At 72.9% G+C, this 23,099-nt stretch carries 25 protein-coding genes; 15 read left to right on the top strand and 10 right to left on the bottom strand.

Annotated elements, in window-relative coordinates:
* Position 1 precedes the first annotated feature (1 nt).
* Together G7070_RS01010 and G7070_RS01005 are read right to left on the bottom strand one after the other, a co-directional pair.
* Complete coding sequence (locus G7070_RS01010; RefSeq protein ID WP_166231179.1) at positions 2 to 616, bottom strand: HAD family hydrolase; 615 nt, start codon at positions 614 to 616, stop codon at positions 2 to 4.
* A complete protein-coding gene (locus tag G7070_RS01005; RefSeq protein ID WP_166231176.1) occupies positions 613 to 2,649 on the bottom strand; it encodes an NAD(+) synthase in 2,037 nt (678 codons plus the stop codon). The genes G7070_RS01010 and G7070_RS01005 overlap by 4 nt, the downstream gene beginning before the upstream one ends.
* Positions 2,650 to 2,674: 25 nt before the next feature.
* Between G7070_RS01005 and G7070_RS01000 the strand changes: the two genes are divergently transcribed.
* Entirely contained in the window at positions 2,675 to 3,310 is a 636-nt protein-coding gene (locus tag G7070_RS01000) for an alpha/beta hydrolase family protein (RefSeq protein ID WP_166231173.1), read from the top strand.
* Here G7070_RS01000 and G7070_RS00995 read toward each other — a convergent pair whose 3' ends face one another.
* Both G7070_RS00995 and G7070_RS00990 read right to left on the bottom strand, forming a co-directional pair.
* A complete protein-coding gene (locus G7070_RS00995; protein ID WP_166231170.1) occupies positions 3,311 to 4,714 on the bottom strand; it encodes an FtsX-like permease family protein in 1,404 nt (467 codons plus the stop codon).
* A gap of 1 nt (position 4,715) precedes the next feature.
* Positions 4,716 to 5,423, bottom strand: coding sequence for an ABC transporter ATP-binding protein (locus G7070_RS00990; protein ID WP_166231167.1), 708 nt, complete (start codon positions 5,421 to 5,423; stop codon positions 4,716 to 4,718).
* 91 nt (positions 5,424 to 5,514) lie between these two features.
* Between G7070_RS00990 and G7070_RS00985 the strand changes: the two genes are divergently transcribed.
* From G7070_RS00985 to G7070_RS00955, 7 genes are all read left to right on the top strand, one after another.
* The gene (locus G7070_RS00985; RefSeq protein WP_246227203.1) at positions 5,515 to 6,282 is read left to right on the top strand and encodes a sensor histidine kinase; all 768 of its coding nucleotides are present in this window, start codon (positions 5,515 to 5,517) and stop codon (positions 6,280 to 6,282) included.
* Positions 6,279 to 6,950, top strand: coding sequence for a response regulator transcription factor (locus G7070_RS00980; RefSeq protein WP_166231164.1), 672 nt, complete (start codon positions 6,279 to 6,281; stop codon positions 6,948 to 6,950). Before G7070_RS00985 ends, G7070_RS00980 begins: the two co-directional genes overlap by 4 nt.
* Positions 6,951 to 7,125: 175 nt before the next feature.
* Positions 7,126 to 7,437 (top strand): 50S ribosomal protein L21, encoded by a 312-nt coding sequence (rplU, locus tag G7070_RS00975; RefSeq protein ID WP_166231162.1) that lies wholly within the window; start codon positions 7,126 to 7,128, stop codon positions 7,435 to 7,437.
* Positions 7,438 to 7,452: 15 nt separating this feature from the next.
* Entirely contained in the window at positions 7,453 to 7,713 is a 261-nt protein-coding gene (gene rpmA, locus G7070_RS00970; protein ID WP_166231159.1) for a 50S ribosomal protein L27, read from the top strand.
* A gap of 165 nt (positions 7,714 to 7,878) precedes the next feature.
* On the top strand, positions 7,879 to 9,972 hold the full coding sequence (locus tag G7070_RS00965; RefSeq protein ID WP_166231156.1) for a glycoside hydrolase family 3 protein: 2,094 nt from the start codon (positions 7,879 to 7,881) through the stop codon (positions 9,970 to 9,972).
* Positions 9,973 to 10,108: 136 nt separating this feature from the next.
* A complete protein-coding gene (locus G7070_RS00960; protein WP_166231153.1) occupies positions 10,109 to 10,474 on the top strand; it encodes an RNA-binding S4 domain-containing protein in 366 nt (121 codons plus the stop codon).
* A 10-nt stretch (positions 10,475 to 10,484) separates the two neighbouring features.
* Positions 10,485 to 11,606: a glycerate kinase gene (locus G7070_RS00955; protein WP_206079877.1), complete on the top strand. Its 1,122-nt coding sequence runs from the start codon at positions 10,485 to 10,487 to the stop codon at positions 11,604 to 11,606.
* Between the two features lie 94 nt (positions 11,607 to 11,700).
* Here G7070_RS00955 and G7070_RS00950 read toward each other — a convergent pair whose 3' ends face one another.
* The 6 genes from G7070_RS00950 to G7070_RS00930 form a co-directional block, all read right to left on the bottom strand.
* Positions 11,701 to 12,378: an ABC transporter ATP-binding protein gene (locus tag G7070_RS00950; RefSeq protein WP_166231150.1), complete on the bottom strand. Its 678-nt coding sequence runs from the start codon at positions 12,376 to 12,378 to the stop codon at positions 11,701 to 11,703.
* Entirely contained in the window at positions 12,375 to 13,259 is an 885-nt protein-coding gene (locus G7070_RS00945) for an ATP-binding cassette domain-containing protein (protein ID WP_206079876.1), read from the bottom strand. The genes G7070_RS00950 and G7070_RS00945 overlap by 4 nt, the downstream gene beginning before the upstream one ends.
* A complete protein-coding gene (locus G7070_RS00940; protein WP_166231147.1) occupies positions 13,256 to 14,110 on the bottom strand; it encodes an ABC transporter permease in 855 nt (284 codons plus the stop codon). The genes G7070_RS00945 and G7070_RS00940 overlap by 4 nt, the downstream gene beginning before the upstream one ends.
* Positions 14,103 to 14,519, bottom strand: coding sequence for an ABC transporter permease subunit (locus tag G7070_RS17450; RefSeq protein WP_206079875.1), 417 nt, complete (start codon positions 14,517 to 14,519; stop codon positions 14,103 to 14,105). Before G7070_RS17450 ends, G7070_RS00940 begins: the two co-directional genes overlap by 8 nt.
* On the bottom strand, positions 14,507 to 15,034 hold the full coding sequence (locus tag G7070_RS17445) for an ABC transporter permease family protein (RefSeq protein WP_206079874.1): 528 nt from the start codon (positions 15,032 to 15,034) through the stop codon (positions 14,507 to 14,509). Before G7070_RS17445 ends, G7070_RS17450 begins: the two co-directional genes overlap by 13 nt.
* A 110-nt stretch (positions 15,035 to 15,144) precedes the next feature.
* A complete protein-coding gene (locus tag G7070_RS00930) occupies positions 15,145 to 16,557 on the bottom strand; it encodes an ABC transporter substrate-binding protein (RefSeq protein WP_206079873.1) in 1,413 nt (470 codons plus the stop codon).
* A gap of 215 nt (positions 16,558 to 16,772) precedes the next feature.
* Between G7070_RS00930 and G7070_RS19370 the strand changes: the two genes are divergently transcribed.
* From G7070_RS19370 to rsfS, 7 genes are all read left to right on the top strand, one after another.
* Complete coding sequence (locus G7070_RS19370; protein WP_166231144.1) at positions 16,773 to 17,138, top strand: ArsR/SmtB family transcription factor; 366 nt, start codon at positions 16,773 to 16,775, stop codon at positions 17,136 to 17,138.
* A gap of 102 nt (positions 17,139 to 17,240) precedes the next feature.
* Complete coding sequence (obgE, locus tag G7070_RS00920) at positions 17,241 to 18,743, top strand: GTPase ObgE (RefSeq protein ID WP_166231141.1); 1,503 nt, start codon at positions 17,241 to 17,243, stop codon at positions 18,741 to 18,743.
* On the top strand, positions 18,740 to 19,870 hold the full coding sequence (gene proB, locus G7070_RS00915) for a glutamate 5-kinase (protein WP_206079872.1): 1,131 nt from the start codon (positions 18,740 to 18,742) through the stop codon (positions 19,868 to 19,870). Before obgE ends, proB begins: the two co-directional genes overlap by 4 nt.
* Before the next feature lie 812 nt (positions 19,871 to 20,682).
* Positions 20,683 to 21,924 (top strand): glutamate-5-semialdehyde dehydrogenase, encoded by a 1,242-nt coding sequence (locus G7070_RS00910; protein ID WP_166231139.1) that lies wholly within the window; start codon positions 20,683 to 20,685, stop codon positions 21,922 to 21,924.
* Between the two features lie 29 nt (positions 21,925 to 21,953).
* Entirely contained in the window at positions 21,954 to 22,094 is a 141-nt protein-coding gene (locus tag G7070_RS00905; protein WP_166231136.1) for a hypothetical protein, read from the top strand.
* Positions 22,091 to 22,753 carry a nicotinate-nucleotide adenylyltransferase gene (nadD, locus tag G7070_RS00900; RefSeq protein ID WP_166231133.1) on the top strand — a complete coding sequence of 221 codons (663 nt, stop codon included), beginning with the start codon at positions 22,091 to 22,093 and terminating at the stop codon, positions 22,751 to 22,753. Before G7070_RS00905 ends, nadD begins: the two co-directional genes overlap by 4 nt.
* Entirely contained in the window at positions 22,740 to 23,099 is a 360-nt protein-coding gene (gene rsfS, locus G7070_RS00895) for a ribosome silencing factor (protein ID WP_166231130.1), read from the top strand. Before nadD ends, rsfS begins: the two co-directional genes overlap by 14 nt.

Below are 23,099 nucleotides of genomic sequence, written 5' to 3'. Positions count from 1 at the left end.
CTCAGTCGAGCAGGCCCCGGTCGACCAGGTCGCGGCGCAGCCGGTCGGCGTGGGTGAAGTGGTGGGTGGCGAACCCGAGCGCGGCAGCGGACTCGATGTTCGGCAGCGAGTCGTCGACGAACAGCGTCGTGGCCGGCTCGACCCCGAACCGCGCCGCCGCGAGCTCGAAGATCGCCGGGTCGGGCTTGGCGAGCCCGACGTGCCCCGAGACGACGACGTCGCGCAAGCGCCCGATGACCGGCGCCATCGCGCGCGGCACCGTGAAGTTCTCCGGCCACCAGTTCGACAGCCCGTAGGTCGGGACGCCGCGGGCCAGCAGCTCGTCGAGGATCTCGGTCGTGCCCGGCACCGTCGCCGGCACGCTGTCGGCGAAGTGCTCCAGGTAGACCCGGAACGCCTCCGACAACTCGGGCATGTCGGCGTCGACGCGGGGGATCATCTCGGCGATGGTCACCCCGGCGTCCGCCTCGGCGTTGAGGTCCCAGAACTCCTCGTGGGCGAGGAACGCCTCGATGGTCTCCTCGGGGACGCGCCCGGCCAGCGGCAGGCGCGGATCCCAGTCCACGATCACGTTGGCGACGTCGAAGATCACGGCGGTCAGGGGGGACAGGCTCACGGGACGTTCCTTTCCAGCTCGTCGACCCACAGGGTGGCGGAGGTGTCGGACGGCATCCGCCAGTCGCCGCGCGGCGACAGCGAGCCGCCGCGCACGACCTTCGGGCCGTTCGGCAGCGCGGAGCGCTTGAACTGCGCGAAGCCGAAGAAGCGATTGCAGAAGACGCCGAGCCACTTCTTGATCGTCGGGAGGTCGTAGGCGACGCGCTTGGCGTCCGGGAAGCCCTCGGGCCACGCGCCCGCGGCCGCGTCGCCCCAGGCGTGCGTGGCCAGGAAGGCGATCTTGGAGGGCAGCATCCCGTGCCGCAGCACGTAGTAGAGGGTGAAGTCCTGCAGGTTGTAGGGCCCGATGGAGGCCTCGGTGGACTGCGGCTTCTCGCCCTCGGTGGTCGGCACGAGTTCGGGGGTGATCTCGGTGTTGAGGATCGAGGTCAGCACCTCGTCGGCCTTGTCCCCGAACAGGTCGGAGGAGATCACCCAGCGGATCAGGTGCTGCATGAGCGTCTTGGGGACGCCGCCGTTGACGTTGTAGTGGCTCATCTGGTCGCCGACGCCGTAGGTGCACCAGCCCAGCGCGAGCTCGGACAGGTCGCCGGTCCCCAGCACGATGCCGCCGCGCTGGTTGGCCAGGCGGAACAGGAAGTCGGTGCGCATCCCGGCCTGGACGTTCTCGAACGTCACGTCGTAGACGGGCTCGCCGTCGGCGAACGGGTGCCCGATCTGCTCCAGCAGCGCGCGGCAGGCGGGCGTGATGTCGAGGGTCTCGAACGAGACGCCGAGGGCCTCGCACAGCGCGGCGGCGTTGTTGCGGGTGTGGTCGGAGGTGGCGAAGCCCGGCATGGTGAACGCCAGAACGTCGGTGCGCGGCCGGCCCATCCGGTCCATCGCCTGCGCCGCGACGAGCAGCGCGTGCGTGGAGTCCAGGCCGCCCGAGACGCCGATGACGATCTTGGGCTGGCCGATCTTCTTCAGCCGCTGCTCCAGGCCGGCCACCTGGATGTTGTACGCCTCGTAGCAGTCCTGCGCCAGCCGCTCCGGGTCGCTGGGCACGAACGGGAACCGGGCCAGCGGACGCCGCAGCCCCAGGTCGCCCGACGGGGGCTCCAGGTCGAAGGTGACGGTGCGGTACTGCGCGGCCCGTTCGGCGTGGACGCGCCGGTTGTCGTCGAAGGTGCCCTGCCGGAGCCGCTCCTGGGTCAGCGTCCCGAGGTCGACGTCGGCGATCGAGGCGCGGGCGCCGGACGGGAACCGCTCGGACTCGGCCAGCAGCGTCCCGTTCTCGTAGATCATCGTCTGGCCGTCCCAGGACAGGTCGGTGCTGGACTCGCCCTCGCCGCCCGCGGCGTACAGGTACGCCGACAGGTAGCGCGCCGAGCTCGACTGGCACAGCAGGTGGCGCTCCACGGACTTGGCCACGGTGATGGGGGAGCCCGACAGGTTGACGATCACGGTCGCCCCGGCCAGCGCCGCCTCGGCGGCGGGCGGCACCGGCACCCACATGTCCTCGCAGATCTCCACCGCCAGCACGAACCCGGGCAGATCGGCCGCCTCGAACAGCAGGTCGGCGCCGAACGGGGCGTCCTGGCCCGCGACGGCGATCTCGCCGGTCACGTCCTCCCCGCTGCCGATCGTGCGGGCCTCGTAGAACTCGCGGTACGTGGGCAGGTACACCTTGGGCACCACGCCCAGGACCGCGCCTCGGTGGATGACGACCGCGCAGTTGTAGACCCGGTTGAGGCTGCGCAGCGGCGCGCCCACCACCAGGACGGCGCCGAGATCCGTCGACGCGGCGACCAGGTCGGTCAGGGCGTGGTCGACGCCGTCCAGCACCGCGTCCTGCAGCACGAGGTCGTCGATGGAGTACCCGACCAGGCACATCTCGGGGAACACCACGAGCCGGACCCCCTCGGCGTCCAGACGCTGGGCCTCCGCCACGATCGCGGCCGCGTTCCTGTCCGGCTCCACCAGCGTGAGCGGGAACGTCGCCGCGGCCACGCGCACCATGTCGTGGTCGTAGAGGTTGTAGAAGTCCATGCGCTCAGCATGTCATGGTGCACGCATGAGCGAGCAGAGCGTGGAGGTGCCCACCGACCAGGGTCCGGGGCGGCTGTCCTGGGTGGTCGGCGACGACCCGAAGGGGGTCCTCCTGCTCGGCGGCGGGCACTCCGGTCAGGTGCGCACCGTCGACCTGGACGCGCTGGCCCGCGCCCTGCCCGCGCACGGCTGGGTCGTCGCCCGGTTCGAGTTCGGCTGGCGCGTGGCCGGGAAGAAGGTGGGGCCGCGGCCCCCGGCGTCCGACCCCGCCTGGGAAGCGGCCGTCGCCGAGGTGGGACGCCGCTGGCCCGGCCTGCCGCTGGTGACCGGCGGGCGCAGCGCCGGCGCCCGGATCGCCTGCCGCACCTGGACGCCCGACCTGGCCGGCGTGCTGGCGCTCAGCTTCCCGCTGCACCCGCCGGGCAAACCCGAGGCGAGCCGCGCCGCCGAGATGGAGCCGGTCGGCGTCCCGATGCTGCTGGTGTCCGGGGCGCGCGATCCGTTCGGTTCGCCCGCCGAGTTCGCGGACGCCCTGGCGCGGACGCAGGGTGGCCCCCGGAACCTGATCGTGGTTCCGGGGGCCACCCACAGCTTCCCGGCGGCGGCGTCGGGGAAGGTCGTCGCCGCCGCCGAGGAGTTCCTGACGCCCCTCCTGGGCTGATCAGTCGTTGCGGCGCACCTGCTGGTGGATCGCCCGGCGGCGCAGGGGACGGGTGGCCTCCGCGGCCGCCAGCGTCAGGCCGACCGCGACGAGCACCGTGCCCAGCACCAGGGTCCCGCTCGACAGCCCCCAGCTGAACATGTCGGGGGAGGCCGACATCACGCTCAGCGAGGCGAGGACACCCAGGCCGAGCGACAGGGCCAGGGTGGTCAGCAGGGGCATGAGCACCTGGTGGCGGCGCGCGGCGGCGTCCAGGGCGGGCGGGACGCCCATCCGGTCCAGGGCGACGAGCTCGTCGGACCGGTCGACCACGTCGGACGCCTGCGTCAGGGCGGTCGAGGTGGCCCCGACCAGCAGGGCGATGGCCAGCGTGACCAGGGCACCGGTGCGGATGTCGGACATGATCATGAGGTTGATGTCGTCCATCCCGCCGAAGGTCGCGGCATCGACCGGGATGACGGCGAGCATGCCGGCGATCACGCCGATCAGGGCCAGCGAGGACACGTTGCGCCAGGCGCCGCGGGGGTCGGCGATGATGCGGCGCATCGCGATCATCCGGGCCGGCGATCCGGTCGCGACCCCGATGCGGGCCAGCACCTGCAGCAGCCACGGTGCGACCAGGTTCATCGTCCCGATCCCCGCGCCCAGCAGGCCGGCGAAGATCAGGCCCATCACCAGGGCGCCGAGGGGGAGTTGCAGCACGAAGCTGAGCAGGCTGATGGCGGCCACCCCGGCGAGCAGCGCCAGGAGGCGGCGGGCGCCGAGCGCCGGGGCGCTGGTCTGCCGGGCGACCCCCAGCGGGGAGATCGAGACCCGGGTCAGCCCCAGCGCGGTCGAGACCGCCGCGAGCGCCAGCAGCGTGCCGATCAGCGCGAGCCACAGCCACCAGGGCATGAGCAGGTGATGCGCGGCCACCGCCGCGTGCTGGAAGGTGAGCAGCCCGAGCAGCGGGACGCTCAGCCCCCAGGCGGCCGCGCCGAGCACGAGCCCGGCCGCCGCCTGGACGAGGCTCTCCACGACCGACATGCCCACGATCTGCCCCGACGTCATGCCGATGAGCCGCAGCGAGGCCAGCCGGCGGGCGCGCCCGCGGGCACCGAGCCGCGCCGCGGCGCCGCCCAGGGTCAGGATCGGCACGATGAGGAGCGCGCAGGCGATGAACGCGAGCGCCACATAGGAGGGGCCGAACATGGCGGCCGCCTCGGGGTCGACCGCGACCAGCCACGCCGACGGCTCGGTCTGGCGCCGCACGAACATCCACGTGCCGGAGGCGACGACGAAGGCGAGCCAGGCGGTGACGCCGTAGGCGACGACCGCGAAGACGTCCAGCGATCCGGTCCCGCGGGGGTCGCGGAGCCGTGCGGTCGCCAGCTGGGTCGACAGGGCGAGGGTGTTGCTGCCCATCTCAGGCCTCCTGGCGGGTGTCGGAGTGGACCAGGGCGTCGCGGATCTCGATGAGGCGGGAGCACCAGCGCGCGACGTGCAGGTCGTGGGTGACCACGACGAGGGTGGCGCCCATCGTGCGGGCGGTCGCGGTGAGGATCTGCATCACCTCGTGGCCGGTGGCCTGGTCCAGCGCGCCGGTCGGCTCGTCGGCGAAGATCACCGACGGGTCGTGCACCAGGGCGCGGGCGATGGCCACGCGCTGCGCCTGGCCGCCGGACAGCTCGCCGGGGCGGCGGGTGCCCATCGTCTCCAGGCCGAGGCGCGCCAGCCACGCGTCGGCGCGCCGCAGCGCCTCGCCGCGCCCGACCCCGGCGAGCAGCAGCGGCAGGGCGACGTTCTCCCGGGCGGGGAGCTCGCCGATCAGCTGGCCGTCCTGGAAGACGAAGCCGAAGCGCTCGCGCCGCAGCCGGGAGCGCTCGGCGTCCGAGAGTTGCGAGACGGGCAGGTGGCCGAGCGTGACCTCGCCCTCGTCGGGGGGAAGGATGCCCGAGAGGCAGTGCAGGAGGGTGGACTTGCCCGACCCCGACGGCCCCATGATCGCGACGCTCTCGCCGGCGGACAGCTCGAGGGTGACGCCGCCGAGCGCCACGACCGGGCCGTAGCGCTTGACGAGATCGCGGGCGCGGAGGGTGCCCGTGGTGGTCTGGGTGGGGATGCTCGTGGTCATGGCTCCAGTCTTGTGGCGGCGCGGGCGCCGGACCATGGCGCGGGCACCCGTTGTGGGGTGGACCCAGCTCCACCCTGGCAGACTGGGGCGGGTGTTCGGCCGACGCAAGCAGGCGGCGCCCCCGGCGGGGGCGCAGGCCGACTACGCCCGCGCCGTCCAGCAGCTCACCGAGTCGCGGCGCACCATCGTGGACGCGTTCGAGATCGAACGGGCGCGCATCGAGCGCGACCTCCACGACGGCGCGCAGCAGTACCTCGTGGCGGCGTCCATGAAGGTCGGGGAGGCGTTGCTGGCCCTCGAGGGCCTGCGCTCCGCCGCCGACTCGCCGCAGCTGGTCGCCGTGGCGCGGCTGCTGGCCGAAGCCCAGGACGACACCGACGGGGCGCTGAAGGCGCTGCGCGAGACCGTCGCCGGCGTCCATTCCCGGACGCTGGCCGAGCGCGGCCTCGAGGCGGCGGTCCGGGAGCTGGGGGAGCGGCTGAGCACGCCCGAGTCGGCCATCGAGGTGCGGGTCCCCCACCCGCTGCCGCCGCTGCCGCCGGGCGTGCTCAGCGCCGCCTGGTTCTTCGCGTCGGAGGCGCTGACGAACGCGATCAAGCACGCCCCCGGCTCCCACGTCAGCGTGGTGGTGGCCGCCGACACGACGCTGCACGTCAGCGTGGTCGACGACGGTCCCGGCGGCGCGGCGCTGCGCCCCGGCCACGGCCTGGCGGGGCTGCGGGAGCGGCTGGCGACGTTCGGCGGCGAGCTCAGCCTCACGAGCCCGCCGGGCGGGCCGACGAGCGTGGCGGCGCGCATCCCGCTGCTGCTGCGCCGGGGCGAGACCGGCGTTCCGACCGAGGGGGAGGGCCGGCCATGAGGATCATCGTCGCGGACGACTCCGCGCTGCTGCGCGAGGGCATCGCGGGCCTGCTGGAGCGCCAGGGCCACGAGATCGTGGCGCAGGCCGCCGACGCAGACGAACTGCTGGCCGTCGTGCGGCACGCCGCCGACGACGGCGTGGACGTGGTCATCACCGACGTCCGGATGCCGCCGACGCTCACCGACGACGGGCTGCGGGCGGCGCTGGCCATCCGGCGGGCCCACCCCACCATCGCGATCCTGCTCGTGAGCCAGTACGTCGCGCCCGAGTACGCCCACCAGCTCTTCGGGTCGGACGCCGGCGCGACGCCCGACGGGGTCGGCGGCCTGGGCTACCTGCTCAAGGACCGGGTCGCGCGGGTGGCGGACTTCCTGCGCTCGCTGGCCGTGGTCGCGGCCGGCGGGGTCGTGGTCGACCCCGACGTGGCCGCCCGCCTCATGCACCGGACGCCGACGCGGCTGGCCGCGCTCACCCCGCGCGAGCTCGAGGTGCTCGAACTGATGGCGCGCGGCCAGTCGAACGGGCAGATCGGCGAGGGACTCCACCTGTCGCCGGGGGCGGTCAGCAAACACGTCGCCAACATCTTCGGCAAACTGGACCTGGGGCCCGGCGAGGAGAACCGTCGCGTGCGTGCCGTGCTGACGTTCCTTGCCGTGGGCGAATGACGGCGCAACGCCGTCCCGGTTGGTTTGACCCGGGGCAGGGGTGCCAGTAATCTTGATCCCCGGTGCCTGTGCGGGCGCTTCGCTGATGTGGAGCCGCCTCCGGCACCGAGGGCGCGGGCCCGATGGCCCGATGTTCGATCAAGACGACAGATTTTCGTAGGAAAGCAGGTCAGGCGTGTACGCGATCGTGCGCAGCGGCGGACGCCAGCACAAGGTGGCTGTCGGCGATGTCCTCACCGTCGACAGGATCGTCGACGCCGAGATCGGCTCCAGCGTGCCGCTCACGCCGCTGATGCTGGTCGACGGCGACGCCGTGACCACGGATGCCGGCAAGCTCGCCAAGGTGTCGGTGACGGCCGAGGTGCTCGCCGAGCACAAGGGCCCCAAGATCCACATTCTGAAGTACAAGAACAAGACCGGGTACAAGAAGCGCCAGGGCCATCGCCAGCGCTACACCCGCGTCAAGATCACCGGCATCGACGGCTGAGGGGACTGAGAAGACATGGCACATAAGAAGGGTGCATCGAGCTCGCGCAACGGTCGCGACTCCAACGCGCAGCGCCTCGGCGTCAAGCGCTTCGGCGGCGAGGTCGTCGGCGCGGGCGAGATCATCGTCCGCCAGCGCGGCACGCACTTCCACCCCGGCGACAACGTCGGCCGTGGCAAGGACGACACGCTGTTCGCGCTCAAGCCCGGCACCGTCGAGTTCGGCAGCCGCCGCGGCCGCCGCGTGGTGAACGTGGCGCTGGCCGAGCAGGCCTGACACAGCTTTTCCGAACGAGGGCGCTCCCGCTGGGGGCGCCCTCGTTCGCGTCCCCGGACACGCCTGGCAATGTTTCTGGAAAGTACGGCAACAACTGGGCCGGGATGCGCCGCGCTCCTTAGCATCGAGGTGACCCCGCACCCGTCCAGCCCATTGGAGTCCGCCATGCAGCAGCCGCACCTCGAGGTCCGTTCCAAGCAGCTCATCGACGTGGACGGGCTCCGCTTCAAGGACCTCAACGGCAACGGCGAGCTGGACCCTTACGAGGACTGGCGGCTCACGCCGGCCGAGCGGGCGGCCGACCTGGTCGCCCGGATGGACCTCGACGAGCTCGTCGGGATGATGCTCATCAACACCCGGTTCACCGGCTTCATCGCCCCCGAGGGGGCCGAGACGTCGCACGACGGGGCACTCGACGAGCGGACCATCGAGGCGGGGACGTCCATCTTCGCCACGCGCAAGGTGTTCGGCACCACCGAGACCATCGAGCGGCTCAAGCTGCGCCACTTCATCCTGCGCGACCCCGTCTCGGCGACGCAGCTCGCCACCTGGAACAACGCCATGAACGAGGTGGCCGAGTCGACCCGGCTGGGCATCCCGACGCTCGCGGCGTCCAACTCGCGCAACGAGAACGGCGAGCCGATCTTCGGCATGAACGACGCCGTCGGCGCCTTCTCGACCTTCCCGGCCACCCTGGGGATCGCCGCCGCCATCCTCGGCGACCTGGCCGTCGGCGGGGACGCGTCCCTGGCGTCGGAGTTCGCCGCCGTCGTCCGGCAGGAGTGGTTGGCGGCGGGCATCCGCAAGGGCTACCTGTACATGGCCGACGTGGTCACCGACCCGCGCTGGCAGCGGATCTACGGCACGTTCGGCGAGGACCCCGCGCTGATCGCCGACATCATCGGACGCCTCGTCGCCGGCCTGCAGGGCGAGCGGCTCGACGGCACCAGCGTCGCCACCACCATCAAGCACTTCCCGGGCGGCGGCGCCCGCGAGAACGGGTTCGACCCGCACTACGCCGAGGGCAAGTGGAACTGCTACCCGACCCCCGGCAGCTTCGAGGCCTACCACCTGCCGCCGTTCCGAGCCGCGACCGCGACCTCGTCGTTCATGCCGTACTACTCCGCGCCCTCGATCGCGAAGTCGGTGGTCCAGGCCGTCGACGGCGTCGAGATCCCCTACGAGGAGGTCGGGTTCGCGTTCAACCGCTACGTGCTGCACGACCTGCTGCGCGGCCAGCTGGGGTTCACCGGCTACGTCAACTCCGACTCCGGCATCACCGACAACATGTGCTGGGGCGTGGAGGACCTGTCGATCCCCGAGCGGTTCGCCAAGACCATCAACGCCGGCACCGACCTGGTCGCCGACACCAACAACGTGGCCGACCTGCGGGCCGCCGTCGACCACGGCTGGATCACCCGCGCCCGGCTCGAGGAGGCCTGCTCCCGGCTCCTGATCGAGATGTTCGCCCTCGGGCTGTTCGACGAGCACACCTACGTGGACGCCGCCGCGGCGGACGGCCTGATCGCCGCGTCGCCCGGCTGGGAACTCGCCGCCGCCACGCACCGCAAGTCGGTCGTGGCGTTGAAGAACTCCGGCGGGACGCTGCCGCTGCCGGCCGGCACGACCGTCTACGTCGAGGTGTTCCACCGCTCCCCGGAGCGCGCCGAGCTCAAGACGACGCAGGCGCGCGCGGCGGCGTCCGAACACGCCGGGCTGCGGCTGGTCGAGCGCCCCGAGGACGCCGACGCCGTGGTGCTGTTCGCCGACCCACAGTCGGGCAACTACTTCAGCTCGACCCCGGGCCTGCTCGAGCTGACCCTGTGCGAGGACAAGCAACTCACCTCCACCGGCGGCGAGACCTACGCCGAGACCACCCTGCTGGGCGCCGACCGGTTCCGTGGCCTGGCCCGGGACGCACGCGCCCGCGGCCAGAAGGTGGTGCTGTCGGTGAACCTGGCCATGCCGTGGATCCTCGACGACGTCGAGCCGCTCGCGGACGCCCTGGTCGCCGGGTTCTCCACGTTCTTCGACGCCCAGTTCGACGTGCTCACCGGGGCGAGCGCCCCGCACGGCAGGCTGCCGATCACGCTGCCGGCGTCCGAGGCCGTGATCGCGGTCGACGAGCAGGGCCGCTGCGCCTCGCCCAACGACGTGCCCGGCTTCGCCAAGCAGCAATACATGCCCGAGGGCTCGACCTACGCCTACCGCGACGCCGACGGCAACGACTACGTGCTGGGGCACGGCCTGACCTGGTGAAGCGACGCCGTCGGTCGGGTCGTCGGACGGTGGCGGCCCGGTCGCGCCCGGCGTCGGCCCTCCACGGCGTCCCCCGGACACGTGCGCGGGGCAGGTCGACGGCCCGGAGCGGATCCGGCCCGGCTAGGGTGAGGGCATGGCTCGCCTGGACGCATGGCTGTGGTCGGTGCGGCTGTTCAAGACCCGCTCCGCCGCCACGGCCGCCTGCCGGGGCGGGCACGTCCGCGTCAACGACGCCCCCGCCAAGGCGGCCCAACCCGTCGCCACGGGCGACAGGATCCGGGTGCGCCGCGAAGGTGAGGAACGCATCCTCCAGGTGACGAACCCCACCCTGGCCAAGCGGGTCGGCGCGCCGGTCGCCCAGACCGCCTACGTCGACCACACCCCGGACAAGCCGCCGCCCATCGACGCGATGAGCGGCAAGGTCGCCGTGCGCGATCGCGGAGCCGGACGCCCGACCAAGAAGCAGCGGCGCGATCTGGACGCGCTGCGCGGCCGCTAGGAGAGACCCCATGACCGTGCGCGTCGTGTGCGCCCCCGACTCGTTCAAGCACGCCCTCACCGCCACCCAGGCCGCCGCCGCGATGGCGGACGGGGTGCGGGACGCGTGGCCCGACGCCGACGCGGTCGAGCTGCCGCTGTCCGACGGCGGGGAGGGCTTCACCGACGCCCTCGCCGGGGCGCTCGGCGCGCGGATCGTCCAGGTGGACGTGCTGGACGCGCTGGGCCGGCCGGCCCGGGGTCGGTTCGCGCTCACCGGCCACCTGGCCGTCATCGAAGTCGCCTCCGCGGTCGGCCTGGAGGCCGTCGCCGACGAGGACCGCGCCATCTGGGACGCCGACACCCGTGGCGTCGGCCAGCTGATCGCCGCGGCCCTCGACGCGGGCGCGACCGAACTGCTGATCGGGCTGGGCGGATCGGCCACCAACGACGCCGGTGCCGGCATGCTCTCCGCGCTCGGCGTCCGGTTCCTGGACGCGGCGGGGGAACCCGTCGCCACCACGCCGCGCGGCCTGGCCGAGCTCGCCGAGGTCGACGCGGCCGGCCTGGATCCCCGGCTGGGCGCGGTCCGCGTCCGGGTGGCGTGCGACGTGGACACCCCGCTCACCGGGCCGCGCGGCGCGAGCGCCGTGTTCGGCCCGCAGAAGGGCGCCACCGCTGCGGACGTGCCCCGCCTGGACGAAGTGCTGGAAAGGGTCGCCGCCCTCGTCAGCCGCGGACGGCTGGCGTCGCAGGCCGGGGCTGGCGCCGCGGGCGGCCTCGGCTTCGCCCTGCTGGCCCTCCTCGGTGCCGAGCTCGGCCCGGGCATCGACCTGGTCGCGGATCTGGTGCACCTGGACGACCGCGTCGCCGGCGCCACCCTGGTCCTCACCGGGGAAGGATCGGCCGACGCCCAGACGCTCGCGGGCAAGGCACCCGCCGGCATCGTCGCCGCCGCCCGGCGCCACGGCGTCCCCGTGGCGATCTTCGCCGGACGCGTCGAACCCGAGGCCGACGTGCTGCTGCGCGACGGCGCCGTGGAGGCTCTGATCACCATCACCCCCGCCGGCCAGCCGCTGCCCGAGGCGCTCGCCCGGGCGGGGGAGAACCTCCGCGGGGCCGTCGCCACGCACCTCCTGCACCGGCGAGCCTGAGCCCCTCCGCGCGGTGACCGCGCCCGAGGTTGGGGGTTTCACCCCGCCTGATCGCGGTCGTGGGCGAGGCCCTCAGCCTGTCCCGGTCAACTGCTCACGCACCGGCGGCGGGGCCGCCCGGCGTGCGCTCCGGACCGAGCGCGGGGAGGGCCACCACCTCGTCGGCCCAGGCGTCGAGCAGTTCGGTGTCGTGGCTGATCGCCAGCACGCCCAGCCCGGCGGCGGCTCGTCGGCGGAGGACGGCGACGATCGCGGCCGTGCTGATGGGGTCGAGCATGGCCGTGGCCTCGTCGCAGATCAGGTAGTCGGGGCCGGACGCCAGCGCGCGGGCCAGCGCGGCGCGCTGGAGCTGGCCGTCACTGACCTGGGCGGGAAGTCGCCCCAGCAGGTCGGTGGTGAGGCCGACCTCGTGCGCCAGCGCCGTCACCCGCTCGTGGCGATCGCTTCGCGGCACACCGGCGATGGCCCAGGGCTCCGCGATCAGGGCGCCCAGCCGCTGCCGGGGGCTGCACGAGCGATGCGGCGACTGGAACAGCATGGTGACCGCTCCGGCCATCCGGCCCCGGCCCGTCTCGACCGGAACACCGTCGCGGGTGACCTGGCCGGCGAGGGGGCTGAGCAGGCCCGCCATCACGCGGGCCAGAGTCGACTTCCCCACCCCGGACGGGCCGACCAGCCCCACCGTCCGCCCCGGGGCGAGGCTCAGGGAGACGCCGTCCAGCACGAGGCGGCCGTCGTAGCTCACGGTGATGGCCGTGGCGTTCAGGCTCATGACGCACCCCGGAGACGATCGTCGAAGCGCGCCGGGCCATCGGGGTCGGTGAGTGTGGGCGGCGTTCCCGGTACCTCCCGGAGGCCGTTGCGCGGCAGCGCGTCGAGCAGAGCCCGGGTGTAGGAGTGGCTCGGCGCCGCCCAGACGTCAGAAGCCGGGCCCTGCTCGACCAGGCGTCCGGCGTACATCACCGACAGGTCCTCCACCAGTGGCCGGCCGTCCCGGACGCCGTCGAGGAGCGCCGCGAGGTCGTGGGTGATCAGCAGGACGGCGACCCCCGAGTCGGCCTGAGCGCGAAGCAGCCCGAGGACGGTGCGGGCCAGCGGACGGTCGAGGGAGGCGGTGGGCTCATCCGCGACGAGAACGGAGGGTTGCCCCGCCAACGCGGCCGCCAGCGCTGCTCGACCGATCAGTCCGCCCGACAGTTCGTGGGGGTAGGCGTCCAGGGCCCAGCGTGGGAGGTGGCAGGCGTCGGCCAGGTCCTCCGCTGTGCGGAGACCCCCCAGGGCGGCGACGGTCTCCTCGATCTGCCGACGGATCCTCCGGGTCGGCGTGAAGGCCGTCGCCGCCGACTGGGGGACCGTCCCGACGACGCGGCCGCGCAGCGGAACCCACACAGGATCGCGGGGATACCCCAGCGCGGCCGTGACATCGGTCCGCCCGATGACCACGTGGCCGCTCACCCGGGTGCGCGGTGGCAGCAGGCCGCTCAGGGTCGCCGCCAGCACGGACTTCCCGCACCCGGACTCCCCGACGAGCGCGTGCATCCGACCGGGGGTCAGGGCCAGGGAGACGTCGTTGGCCACGTGAACCCAGGCAGGGCGGCGACCGACGGTGGTGGGAATGCGCAGGGTCAGCGCGCGGATGTCGACGGCGGTCACGTCACGCGCCCCTCGGCGATCGGGGCCACGCGACGCTGCGCTGCCCCGGCCAGGCCCGCGATCGCGAAGGCCGTCACCACGAGGGCGGCGGCGGGGAATGCGAGGGTCCACCAACCACCGATCATCACCTCGCCGCGTGAGATCTGCAGGAGTGTGCCCAGCGACGCGCGGTCGGGGGCCAGCCCCAGGCCCAGGAACGACAGGGTCGACTCGTGCCAGATGGCGTGCGGCAGCAGCAGGACGACGGCCACGACCGACTGGCCCGAAGCGGCGGGCACGACGTGGCGGAACGCCACATCGCGGTGGGTCGCGCCGGCCAGGTAGGCGGCGTCCACGAACTCCATGCGTCGGGTGGTGACCGCCACCGAGCGCACGATCCTGGCGACCTGCGGCCAGTGCGTGAGCGCGATGGAGGCGATGATCGCGGTGAGCGAGCCGGGGAAGAACGCCACGATCACGATCCCGAGCAGCAGGTGGGGCAGGGCGTTGGTGGCGTCCGTTGCGCGCATCAGGGCCCCATCGACCACGCCGCCCGCCACGGCCGCGACGGTACCGACCGCCACGCCGATGAGCGTCGAGGTGAGGGCGCAGACCAGGGCGATGAGCAGGCTGACGCGCATGCCCTCGGCGACCCGCACGAAGAGATCACGCCCGGAGTTGTCGGTGCCGAACAGGTGGGACGGGGACGGCGCCTCCCGGGCCGCGGCGAGGTCCACCTCGTGCAGGGCGGCGGGAGCGAGCAGGGGAACCAGGGCGGCGTAGGCGAGCACCACGATCAGGACGATGATGGCCCACCATGCCCCCGGTTCGGTCCGACGGCGCGGGGCGGCGGTGAGGAGCGCGTCAGTCATCGATGCGCACCCGGGGGTCGAGAGCGAGGTAGCCGAGATCGGACAGGAGTGAGCCGAGCAGGACGGTGGCGGTGCTGGCCACGGTCAGGATGGCGAGAAGCGGCATGTCCAGGGTTCGGGCCGACGTCACCATCGCGGCCGCGACGCCGGGCCATCCGAACACCTCCTCGACGAGGGCCGCCCCCACGATCAACTCAGGGAGTCGTACCCCCACCAGCGTGACCAGAGGCGCCAGGGCGGGCGGCAGCACGTGACCGACCACCACGCCGGGCCACGGCAGGCCGCGGGCGAGCGCCGCGCGCACCGGGTCGGAGGCGAGTGCGGTGGTGATCTCGGCGTGCAGCGAGAGCAGCAGCCACGGCATCTGCGACAGCCCCAGAACCAGCGCCGGAAGGATCAGATGATGCACCGTGGTGAGGGCGGTGGTGGGGCCGACCACGGGGGAGGCCCCGCCCGCCGGGAACCAGCCGAGGGTGATGGCCCGACGGTCACCGCGGCCAGGGCGAGAACGAAGGGCGGAACAGCCTGCAGGAAGGTGGCGAGCGCGTGGGTCGCCCGGTCCAGGACAGAGCCCGGGTTGAGCGCGGCGATCAGGGCGCCGAGCAGGCTCAGGAGCAGGGCGACGGCCAGACCCGCCGCCGACAGCAGGAGCGTGGCGGGCAGACGTTCGGCCAGCACGGCCGAAACCGGCATGGCGTACGAACGCGAGTGGCCGAGATCTCCGGACACCAGATCGGACGCCCAGGCCAGCCAGCCCGCCCACCAGGGCTGATCGAGCCGGAGCACCTCACGCATCGACTGGCGCTGCTCGGGTGTGGTGAGCGGGTAGCGGTCGCCCAGGTAACCGACGAGCGGGTCGAACGGCGAGGCCTGGGCCAGGACGAACAGACCCATCGAGATCAGGACCAGCAGCGGCAGAGCCACCGTGATCCGCCGCCCGATCAGCCCTCGCACTTCGCGGGCGCGGCGCCGACGCCGGGCTGTCGCGAGGTCCGGTGAGGGCGTCTGCGATCCGTGGGCCGTCTGCACGGTCGTCAGCGTGTCCAGGAGGCCACGTTCCACCACGGCCCCCAGTTCACCCCGTGGGAGTGCGGCTCGATCGTCACCGGAGCGCGCTGCCACGTGCTGTCCCGGACGGCGTAGGTGTGCTCGAGGAACACCAGGAAGACGTAGGACGGGTCGGTGAGGTAGTCCGCCTGGACCTGTCGGTACAGACTGGTCCGTCGCTCCGGGTCCAGGGTCCGGCGCGCCTGGTCGAGCGCAGCGTCGCGCGCGGGAGTGCTGAACTGGCCCGGGTTGTCCCAGAGGGCCGTCCCGGGCAGGGGGGAGTGCAGTGCGGCGTAGACCTGGGTGTCCAGCGAGAAGGGCTTGTCGCCGCCGCCGAGCAGGATGCCCAGGTCGCGCACCCGAGGCTCGATCTTGTCGAAGTCCAGCCCCGCGAGGGTCACCTCGACGCCGACCCGCATCATGTCGGCGGCGAACGCCGTCGCGAGGTCGCGCCGAACCGAGTCGGTCGGCCGGAACGCCACGGTGAAGGCCGCCCGGTCGGTCCCCTTCACCAGGACGCCGTCGGGGCCGGGACTCCAGCCTGCTCCCGCCAGCAGGGAGCGAGCCTTGTCGACGTCGTAGGGGAACACCGCGGCGGGGTCGAAGGCGTCGCCGTACACCGCTGAAACGGGGGTGTGCGCCACCTCGCCGTACCCGGCAAGGACCGTGTCGACCATCGCCTGCCGGTCGACGGCGTGGTTGAGGGCGAGACGCACCTGGGGATCCCGGGTGAAGGCGACATCGGCGGGCAGCGAGACCCCCCGCCAATCGGCGGAGTGGGCGGACTCGATCCCGAAGCCGGGCTTGGAGGTGAACGTGCGGGCCAGTGCGGGCGGGAGGATGGTGCCGTCGAACTCCCCGGCCGCCACCCGCTGGACGCGGGAGTTGTCGTCGGGCAGATACACCGTGGTCACCTTCGACACCTGCGGAGGGCCGGCCCAATAGTGGGGGTTCGCGGTGAACACGGCACGGTCGGCGGTCAACTCGCTGAGTCGGTACGGCCCGGTGCCGACAGGCTCGCGGTTGAGGCTCGACTCCGCCGCCGGCCCCCCGGTGAGCCGCTCGGAGGGGGCGATCGCCAACAGGAGGCGCGACGGGAAGTCGGCGTAGGGGTAGGCCAGGGTGAAGGTGACGGTCTCGCCCGTTGCGGTGCGGCTGGAACTGACCTCAGCGATCATGGCGAACGCCGACGCGATCTCCGAAGCGCTGCCTGGGTCGAGCACCGCGTTGTAGGTGGCGACCACGTCGGCACCGTCGAAGGGGGTGCCGTCGTGGAAGGTGACGCCCTGGCGCAGCGGAACGCTCCACACGCTCGAGTCGGCGTTGGGGATGGGCGCCTCCATGGCCAAGGCCGGTGCGAACGCGGGGAGGGCCTCGTCGCCTGCGCTGTCGAGCCGCATCAGCCCGTCGTAGAGCGGCGAGACCCCGAGCTCGCCATAGCCGGAGACGGGGTTGTAGCCCCCAGCTCGTAAGCGTCGGCGAGCACGATCTCGCTGCCGGAGGTGGCGGGGAGCGGCTGGGCCGTGCAGCCCATCAGGCTGAGGGTCAGAAGTGCGCCGGCGAGGCAGGCACGCCGTGAGAACCGAGATAGCATGAGGGCTCTTCCCGAAGAAACATGTGTCTGATCAGACACATGGAAGACGGTAGCAGGGACAGCGTTCCGGAGGTCGGCGTGTCGGAGGTTGGGGGATCACCTGCGGGCGACCCGCCCACGGGTGTGGAGTGGGCGCGCCACTTCGAGCTCCTCGCCGACCCGACTCGGCTCCATCTGCTGTCGCACATGCACCTGCATCCCGATTCTCCGGTCGCCGACCTTGCACGCGCGGCCGGGGTCACCCGCACGGCGGCGTCCCAAGCACTTCGGGTGCTCCGGGAGGAAGGTTGGGTCGAGGCGCGCCGTGAGGGACGGACGATGCGCTACCGGCTCATCGACGACGTCGCGCACCGGGTGCTGCATTTCATGGGCCACCGCCACACCTAGGGCGCGTGGCGGCCGAAGCCCCTCCCGGCGCGGAGATGACCGGGACGCGGCGCGCGGCGCCACGGCAGGCCATCGAGGACGCCCACGGTAGAATCTGCGGACATGGCCATTCCCTCGTTCGTCGACCGCGCCACCCTCCGCGTCCAGGGGGGCAACGGCGGGCACGGCTGCACGTCGGTGCACCGCGAGAAGTTCAAGCCGCTCGGCGGCCCCGACGGCGGCAACGGCGGCCACGGCGGCTCGGTGATCCTGCGTGTCGACCCGGGCCTGACGACGCTGGTCGACTACCACCGGCAGTCCCAGCGGCGCGCCACCAACGGGCAGCCCGGCGAGGGCGACCACAAGTCGGGCGCGAACGGCGGCGACATCGTGCTGGCGGTCCCCGACGGCACAGTGGTCACCGACGCGGACACGGGTGCGATCATCGCCGACCTGATCGGCGAGGGCGCCGAGGCGACCGTCGCGGCGGGCGGGCGCGGCGGCCTGGGCAACGCCGCGCTGGCGACGTCGGCGCGCAAGGCGCCCGGCTTCGCGCTGCTGGGCGAGGACGGCGAGCAGCGCACCATCACCCTCGAGCTGAAGGTGCTGGCCGACGTCGGCCTCGTCGGCTTCCCCAGCGCCGGCAAGTCGAGCCTGATCGCGGCGATCAGCCGCGCCCGGCCCAAGATCGCCGACTACCCGTTCACCACGCTGATCCCGAACCTCGGCGTCGTCGTCGCGGGCGACACCACCTACACGGTCGCGGACGTGCCCGGCCTGATCGAAGGGGCGTCCGAGGGCCGCGGCCTGGGGCACGAATTCCTGCGCCACATCGAGCGCTGCCTGGCCATCGTGCACGTGATCGACTGCGCGACCTACGAGCCGGGCCGCGACCCGGTCACCGATCTGGACATCATCGAGGGCGAACTCGCCGCGTACGGCGGCCTGGAGGATCGGCCGCGGCTGGTCGCGCTCAACAAGATCGACATCCCGGACGGCCGCGAGCTGGCCGACATCGTGCTGCCCGACCTGGAGGCGCGCGGGCTGCGGGTGTTCCCGATCTCGACCAAGACCGGCGAGGGGCTGAACGCGCTCACGTACGCGATGGCCGACCTGGTGCGCGAGCGGCGCGCCTCGCTGCCCGCGCCCGAACCCGCCCGGATCGTGATCCGGCCCGAGCCGGTCGCCGGGTCGGCGGCCGCGTTCACCATCAACAAGATGGGCGACGGCGAGGGCGGCTTCGTGTGGCGCGTCCGCGGCGACAAGCCCGAGCGCTGGGTCAAGCAGACCGACTTCAACAACCCCGAGGCGGTCGGCTACCTGGCCGACCGGTTCACGCGGCTGGGCATCGAGGAGAAGCTGCTCGACCTGGGCGCGCGCGAGGGCGACGCCGTCGCGATCGGCGCCGGGGAGAACCCCGTCGTGTTCGACTTCGCGCCGCAGATCCAGTCCGGCGCCGAGCTGCTCACCCGCCGCGGCGACGACGAGCGCCTCCACGACGAGCGCGCCTCGGTGAAGCGCCGCCGCGAGCTGGACGCGGAGTACCACGCCGCCAAGGCCGCGGCCGAGGGCCTGTCGCGGGACCCCAAGCAGAGCTGGCGGGCCATGGAGGACGAGCAGGGGTGAGCGCAGCCATCCGCAGGTCCGTCGCCGAGGCGCGGCGGATCGTCGTCAAGGTGGGCTCCTCGTCCATCACCGACCGCGAGGGCCGCATCGATGTGCCGCAACTCAACGCGTTGGTGGACGCCATCGCCGCCGCGCGGGCGTCCGGGCAGGACGTCGTCGTCGTGTCCTCCGGCGCCGTGGCGGCGGGCCTGGACCCGCTCGGCATGCGGCGGCGTCCGCGCGACCTGGCCACGCGGCAGGCCGCCGCGTCCGTGGGGCAGGGCCTCCTGCTGGCCAAGTACACCTCGTTGTTCGCCGCGCACGGCCTCACGGTCGGGCAGGTGCTGCTCACCGTCGAGGACGTCACCCGGCAGGGCAGCTACGCCAACGCGCTGCGCACCTTCACCCGGCTGCTGGAGCTGGGGGCGGTGCCGATCGTGAACGAGAACGACACGGTCGCCACCAACGAGCTGCGCTTCGGCGACAATGACAAGCTCGCCGCCCTGGTCGCCCACCTCGTCGGCGCGGACGCTCTGTTCCTGCTCTCGGACGTGGACGCGCTCTACACCGACCACCCCGCCCGACCCGGCGCGCGGAAGATCACCGACGTCGCGGAGGTCGACGACCTCGCCGTCGACACCTCCCGGATCGGTTCGGGGGTCGGCACCGGCGGCATGACCACCAAGCTGGAGGCCGCCAAGATCGCCACCCACGCGGGCGTCACCACGGTGCTGGCCTCGGCCACCGAGGTCGCCGCCGCCCTGGCCGGCGAGCCGGTCGGCACGCTGTTCCGGGCGTCCGGACGCCGCCGCTCGCGGAAGATGCTGTGGCTGGCGTACGCGTCCAAGGCCGCCGGGGTGCTCACCCTGGACGCAGGCGCCGTGCGCGCCGTCGTGGAGCGGAAGGCGTCCCTGCTGCCGGCGGGCGTCTCGGGGTTCTCGGGTTCGTTCCACGCCGGCGATCCCGTCCGCCTGGACGGCCCCGACGGCGAACTCGTCGGCCACGGCCTGGTCAACTACGACGCGGCCGACCTGCCCTCGATGCTGGGCCGCACCACCCGCGCCCTGGCCGACGAACTGGGGGAGGGCTTCGACCGCGAACTGGTGCACCGGGACGCGATGATCCTGCGCAAGAAGTTCCGGGCCTGACCTCCTCGGGCCCCGTCGCCCGCGTTTGGGACGCGCCGCCCGCGTTTGGGACGAGTCGCCCCCGTTTGCGACGTGCTGCCCGGCTCGTGACGAGTCGCCCCCGTTTGCGACGCGCCGCCCCGGCTCGTGACGAGTCGCCCCCGTTTGCGACGCGCCGCCCGCGTTTGTGACGAGTCGCCCGCGTCGGTGCAGTTGCCCCCGTAGGAAAGGGGGCATCTGACGCAAAGGGGGGCGACTGCGCCGGCGTGGCGGGGTGCGCGTGAGATCGCGATGATGCGCAGCGGCGGAGGCCGCGTTCGGTCAGGGTCGCGGAGGCGCCGTCCTTCGGGCAGACCGGCGACGAGGGCTTCGTCATCCAGCCGCGTGAGCCTGCAGCGCGCCGGGTGCCGGGGCCTTCCTGTCGTTCTGGTGCCCCGAGAGAGAGACGGCTTTCGCGGGTGCCCTTGTCAGCGCAAACCGTGCGGCGCGAAGCGTGCAGCCGGGGCACCAGAACGACGCGTCCGACTCGATGAGCTAGGAGAAGCTCCCGGTGAGGAGAGTGCCGGCCGGCCATGCGGGTCGGCACACCCGCACGTAGGCGGCCTCGGCGGGATCGATTCGCCATTGACTCGTACCTGGCCGCGATCACATCTCGGCGCATGAGCCGCCGTGGCCGACCACCCGGGTCCGCGCGGATCGTCGCGATGGCGAGCAGACCTGCTCCCAGCGGTCGTCTCCTCAGAGGCTCTCCCAGACCCGGCGGCCACGTGGGAGGGTGTCCACGGTCGCTCCCCAAGGGCGTGTGCGACCGTGCCCTCTCTAGAATCGGACCCATGGAGTTCCTCGAGCAGGCGCAGCGCGCCCGCGCCGCCGCCCGCGCCCTGGCCACCGCGTCCCGGGGGCGCAAGGACGCCGCGCTGGCCGCGATGGCGCAGCACCTGCTCGACGCCGCCGACACGGTGCTGGCCGCCAACGCGCTCGACGTGACCGCTGCGCAAGAGGCCGGCACGGAGGCGTCCCTGATCGACCGGCTTCGGCTCACGCCCGAGCGGGTCGCCGGCATGGCGTCCGGGCTGGTCGACCTGGCCGGGCTCGCCGACCCCGTCGGCGATGTGGTGCGCGGCTGGACCAACCCCAACGGCGTCCAGGTGCGCCAGGTGCGCGTCCCGTTCGGCGTGGTCGGGATCATCTACGAGGCCCGCCCCAACGTCACCGCGGACGCCGCCGGCATCGCCCTGAAGTCCGGCAACGCTGCGCTCCTGCGCGGGTCCAGCTCCGCGCTGCACTCCAACCGGGCCATCATCGAGGCGCTGCGCGCCGGGATCGCCACCACCGACCTGCCCGTCGACGCCGTCCAGCTCGTCGAGGGCGGGCGCGAGGTGACCGCCGACATGATGGCCGCCCGCGGCCTGATCGACGTGCTGATCCCGCGCGGCGGCGCCGGACTCATCAACGCCGTCGTCGAGGGCGCGAAGGTGCCCGTGATCGAGACCGGCACCGGCAACTGCCATCTGTTCGTGGACGCCTCCGCCGACCCCGACATGGCCCTGGAGATCCTGCTCAACGCCAAGACCCAGCGGCCCAGCGTCTGCAACGCGCTCGAGACGCTGCTCGTGCACGCCGACATCGCGCCGAGCTTCCTGCCCCGTGCGCTGGCCGAACTGGAGTGCGCGGGCGTGACCGTCCACGGCGCCCCCGACGTCGCCGCCTTCTCCGAGCGCATCGTGCCCGCCGGGCCCGACGAGTTCGACGCCGAGTACCTCACCCTCGACCTGGCCTGCGCGATCGTCCCCGACCTGGACGCCGCCCTGGACCACATCGCCGGGCACACCACCGGGCATTCCGAGACGATCGTCACCGCCGACCTCGCCAACGCCGACCGGTTCACCGCCGAGGTGGACGCCGCGGCGGTGCTCGTCAACGCGTCCAGCCGGTTCGTCGATGGCGGCGAGTTCGGCTTCGGCGCGGAGATCGGCATCTCCACCCAGAAGCTGCACGCCCGCGGCCCGATGGCCCTGACGGAGATGACGTCGACCAAGTACGTCGTGACCGGCCGCGGACAGACGCGCGCCTGAGGCGTCCCGGCTTCGCTAAGCTGCCCCGCATGACCGTTCTGCTCGAGGCCGCCGGCGACCACATGTTCGCTTCGGTGGCGACCGGCGTGTCCGTGTTCCTGGTGCTCATGGTGATCCTCGCCGTCCTGGTCGGCTTCGGCGCCGGCCGGCCCCACACCCGCTCCGAATGAGCTCCACCGGGCTCGCGCTCGGGGAGGGCCAACGCTCGTGGCGTCTCGGCGTCATGGGCGGCACGTTCGACCCGATCCACCACGGCCACCTCGTGGCGGCCAGCGAGGTCGCCGCCCGGTTCGGCCTGGACGAGGTCGTCTTCGTGCCCACCGGGCAGCCGTGGCAGAAGGCGACCAAGAAGGTGTCCCCGGCCGAGGACCGCTACCTGATGACCGTCATCGCGACGGCGTCCAACCCGCGGTTCTCCGTCAGCCGGGTCGACATCGACCGCCCCGGAGACACGTACACCGTCGACACGCTGCGCGACCTGCGCGCCGAGCGGGGCACCGACACCGAGCTGTACTTCATCACCGGCGCGGACGCGCTGAGCCAGATCCTCACCTGGCGCGGTGCCGACGAGCTGTTCGAGCTGGCGCACTTCGTCGGCGTCTCGCGGCCCGGCGTCGACCTGCAGCAGAAGGACATCTCGCACCTGCCCGCCGACAAGGTGACGCTGCTCGAGATCCCGGCGATGGCGATCAGCTCCACCGACTGCCGGCGTCGCACGTCCGAGGACCTGCCGATCTGGTACCTGGTGCCGGACGGTATCGTGCAGTACATCAGCAAGCGGGGGCTCTACGAGGTCCCCGAGAACAAGGAGTCCCATGGCGGCGAGTGAGCGAGCCCTCCACCTCACGCAGGCTGCGGCGGGCGCCGCGGCCGACAAGCAGGCCACCGATCTGGTGGCCTTCGACGTGTCGGAGCGGCTGGCCCTGACCGACGTGTTCCTCATCGTGACCGGCGCCAACGAGCGCCAGGTCAGCGCCGTGGTCGACGCGGTGGAGGAGGCCCTCCACAAGGAGGGCGCGAAGGTGCTGCGCCGCGAGGGCGATCGGGAGGCCCGCTGGGTGCTGCTCGACTTCGGCGACGTCGTGGTCCACGTCCAGCACCCCGAGGAGCGGCAGCTGTACTCGCTGGAGCGGCTGTGGCGCGACACCCCGCAGGTCGAACTGGCCGCGTCCTGA

Origin of the sequence: Propioniciclava coleopterorum, assembly GCF_011393335.1 — a bacterium.
Lineage (GTDB): Bacteria > Actinomycetota > Actinomycetes > Propionibacteriales > Propionibacteriaceae > Propioniciclava > Propioniciclava coleopterorum.
This window is presented reverse-complemented; position numbering and strand designations above follow the sequence as displayed.

Bases quoted from the DNA above. Each gene is read 5' to 3' on its own strand.
- G7070_RS00990 (WP_166231167.1), bottom strand. From the start codon at position 5,423: ATGACCACGAGCATCCCCACCCAGACCACCACGGGCACCCTCCGCGCC.
- rsfS (WP_166231130.1), top strand. From the start codon at position 22,740: ATGGCGGCGAGTGAGCGAGCCCTCCACCTCACGCAGGCTGCGGCGGGC.
- rpmA (WP_166231159.1), top strand. From the start codon at position 7,453: ATGGCACATAAGAAGGGTGCATCGAGCTCGCGCAACGGTCGCGACTCC.
- G7070_RS19370 (WP_166231144.1), top strand. From the start codon at position 16,773: ATGTGTCTGATCAGACACATGGAAGACGGTAGCAGGGACAGCGTTCCG.
- G7070_RS00910 (WP_166231139.1), top strand. From the start codon at position 20,683: ATGGAGTTCCTCGAGCAGGCGCAGCGCGCCCGCGCCGCCGCCCGCGCC.
- nadD (WP_166231133.1), top strand. From the start codon at position 22,091: ATGAGCTCCACCGGGCTCGCGCTCGGGGAGGGCCAACGCTCGTGGCGT.
- G7070_RS00955 (WP_206079877.1), top strand. From the start codon at position 10,485: ATGACCGTGCGCGTCGTGTGCGCCCCCGACTCGTTCAAGCACGCCCTC.
- G7070_RS00980 (WP_166231164.1), top strand. From the start codon at position 6,279: ATGAGGATCATCGTCGCGGACGACTCCGCGCTGCTGCGCGAGGGCATC.
- G7070_RS00930 (WP_206079873.1), bottom strand. From the start codon at position 16,557: ATGCGGCTCGACAGCGCAGGCGACGAGGCCCTCCCCGCGTTCGCACCG.
- G7070_RS01005 (WP_166231176.1), bottom strand. From the start codon at position 2,649: ATGGACTTCTACAACCTCTACGACCACGACATGGTGCGCGTGGCCGCG.
- G7070_RS00995 (WP_166231170.1), bottom strand. From the start codon at position 4,714: ATGGGCAGCAACACCCTCGCCCTGTCGACCCAGCTGGCGACCGCACGG.
- G7070_RS00950 (WP_166231150.1), bottom strand. From the start codon at position 12,378: ATGAGCCTGAACGCCACGGCCATCACCGTGAGCTACGACGGCCGCCTC.
- G7070_RS01000 (WP_166231173.1), top strand. From the start codon at position 2,675: ATGAGCGAGCAGAGCGTGGAGGTGCCCACCGACCAGGGTCCGGGGCGG.
- G7070_RS00940 (WP_166231147.1), bottom strand. From the start codon at position 14,110: ATGACTGACGCGCTCCTCACCGCCGCCCCGCGCCGTCGGACCGAACCG.
- obgE (WP_166231141.1), top strand. From the start codon at position 17,241: ATGGCCATTCCCTCGTTCGTCGACCGCGCCACCCTCCGCGTCCAGGGG.
- G7070_RS00965 (WP_166231156.1), top strand. From the start codon at position 7,879: ATGCAGCAGCCGCACCTCGAGGTCCGTTCCAAGCAGCTCATCGACGTG.
- G7070_RS00905 (WP_166231136.1), top strand. From the start codon at position 21,954: ATGACCGTTCTGCTCGAGGCCGCCGGCGACCACATGTTCGCTTCGGTG.
- G7070_RS00960 (WP_166231153.1), top strand. From the start codon at position 10,109: ATGGCTCGCCTGGACGCATGGCTGTGGTCGGTGCGGCTGTTCAAGACC.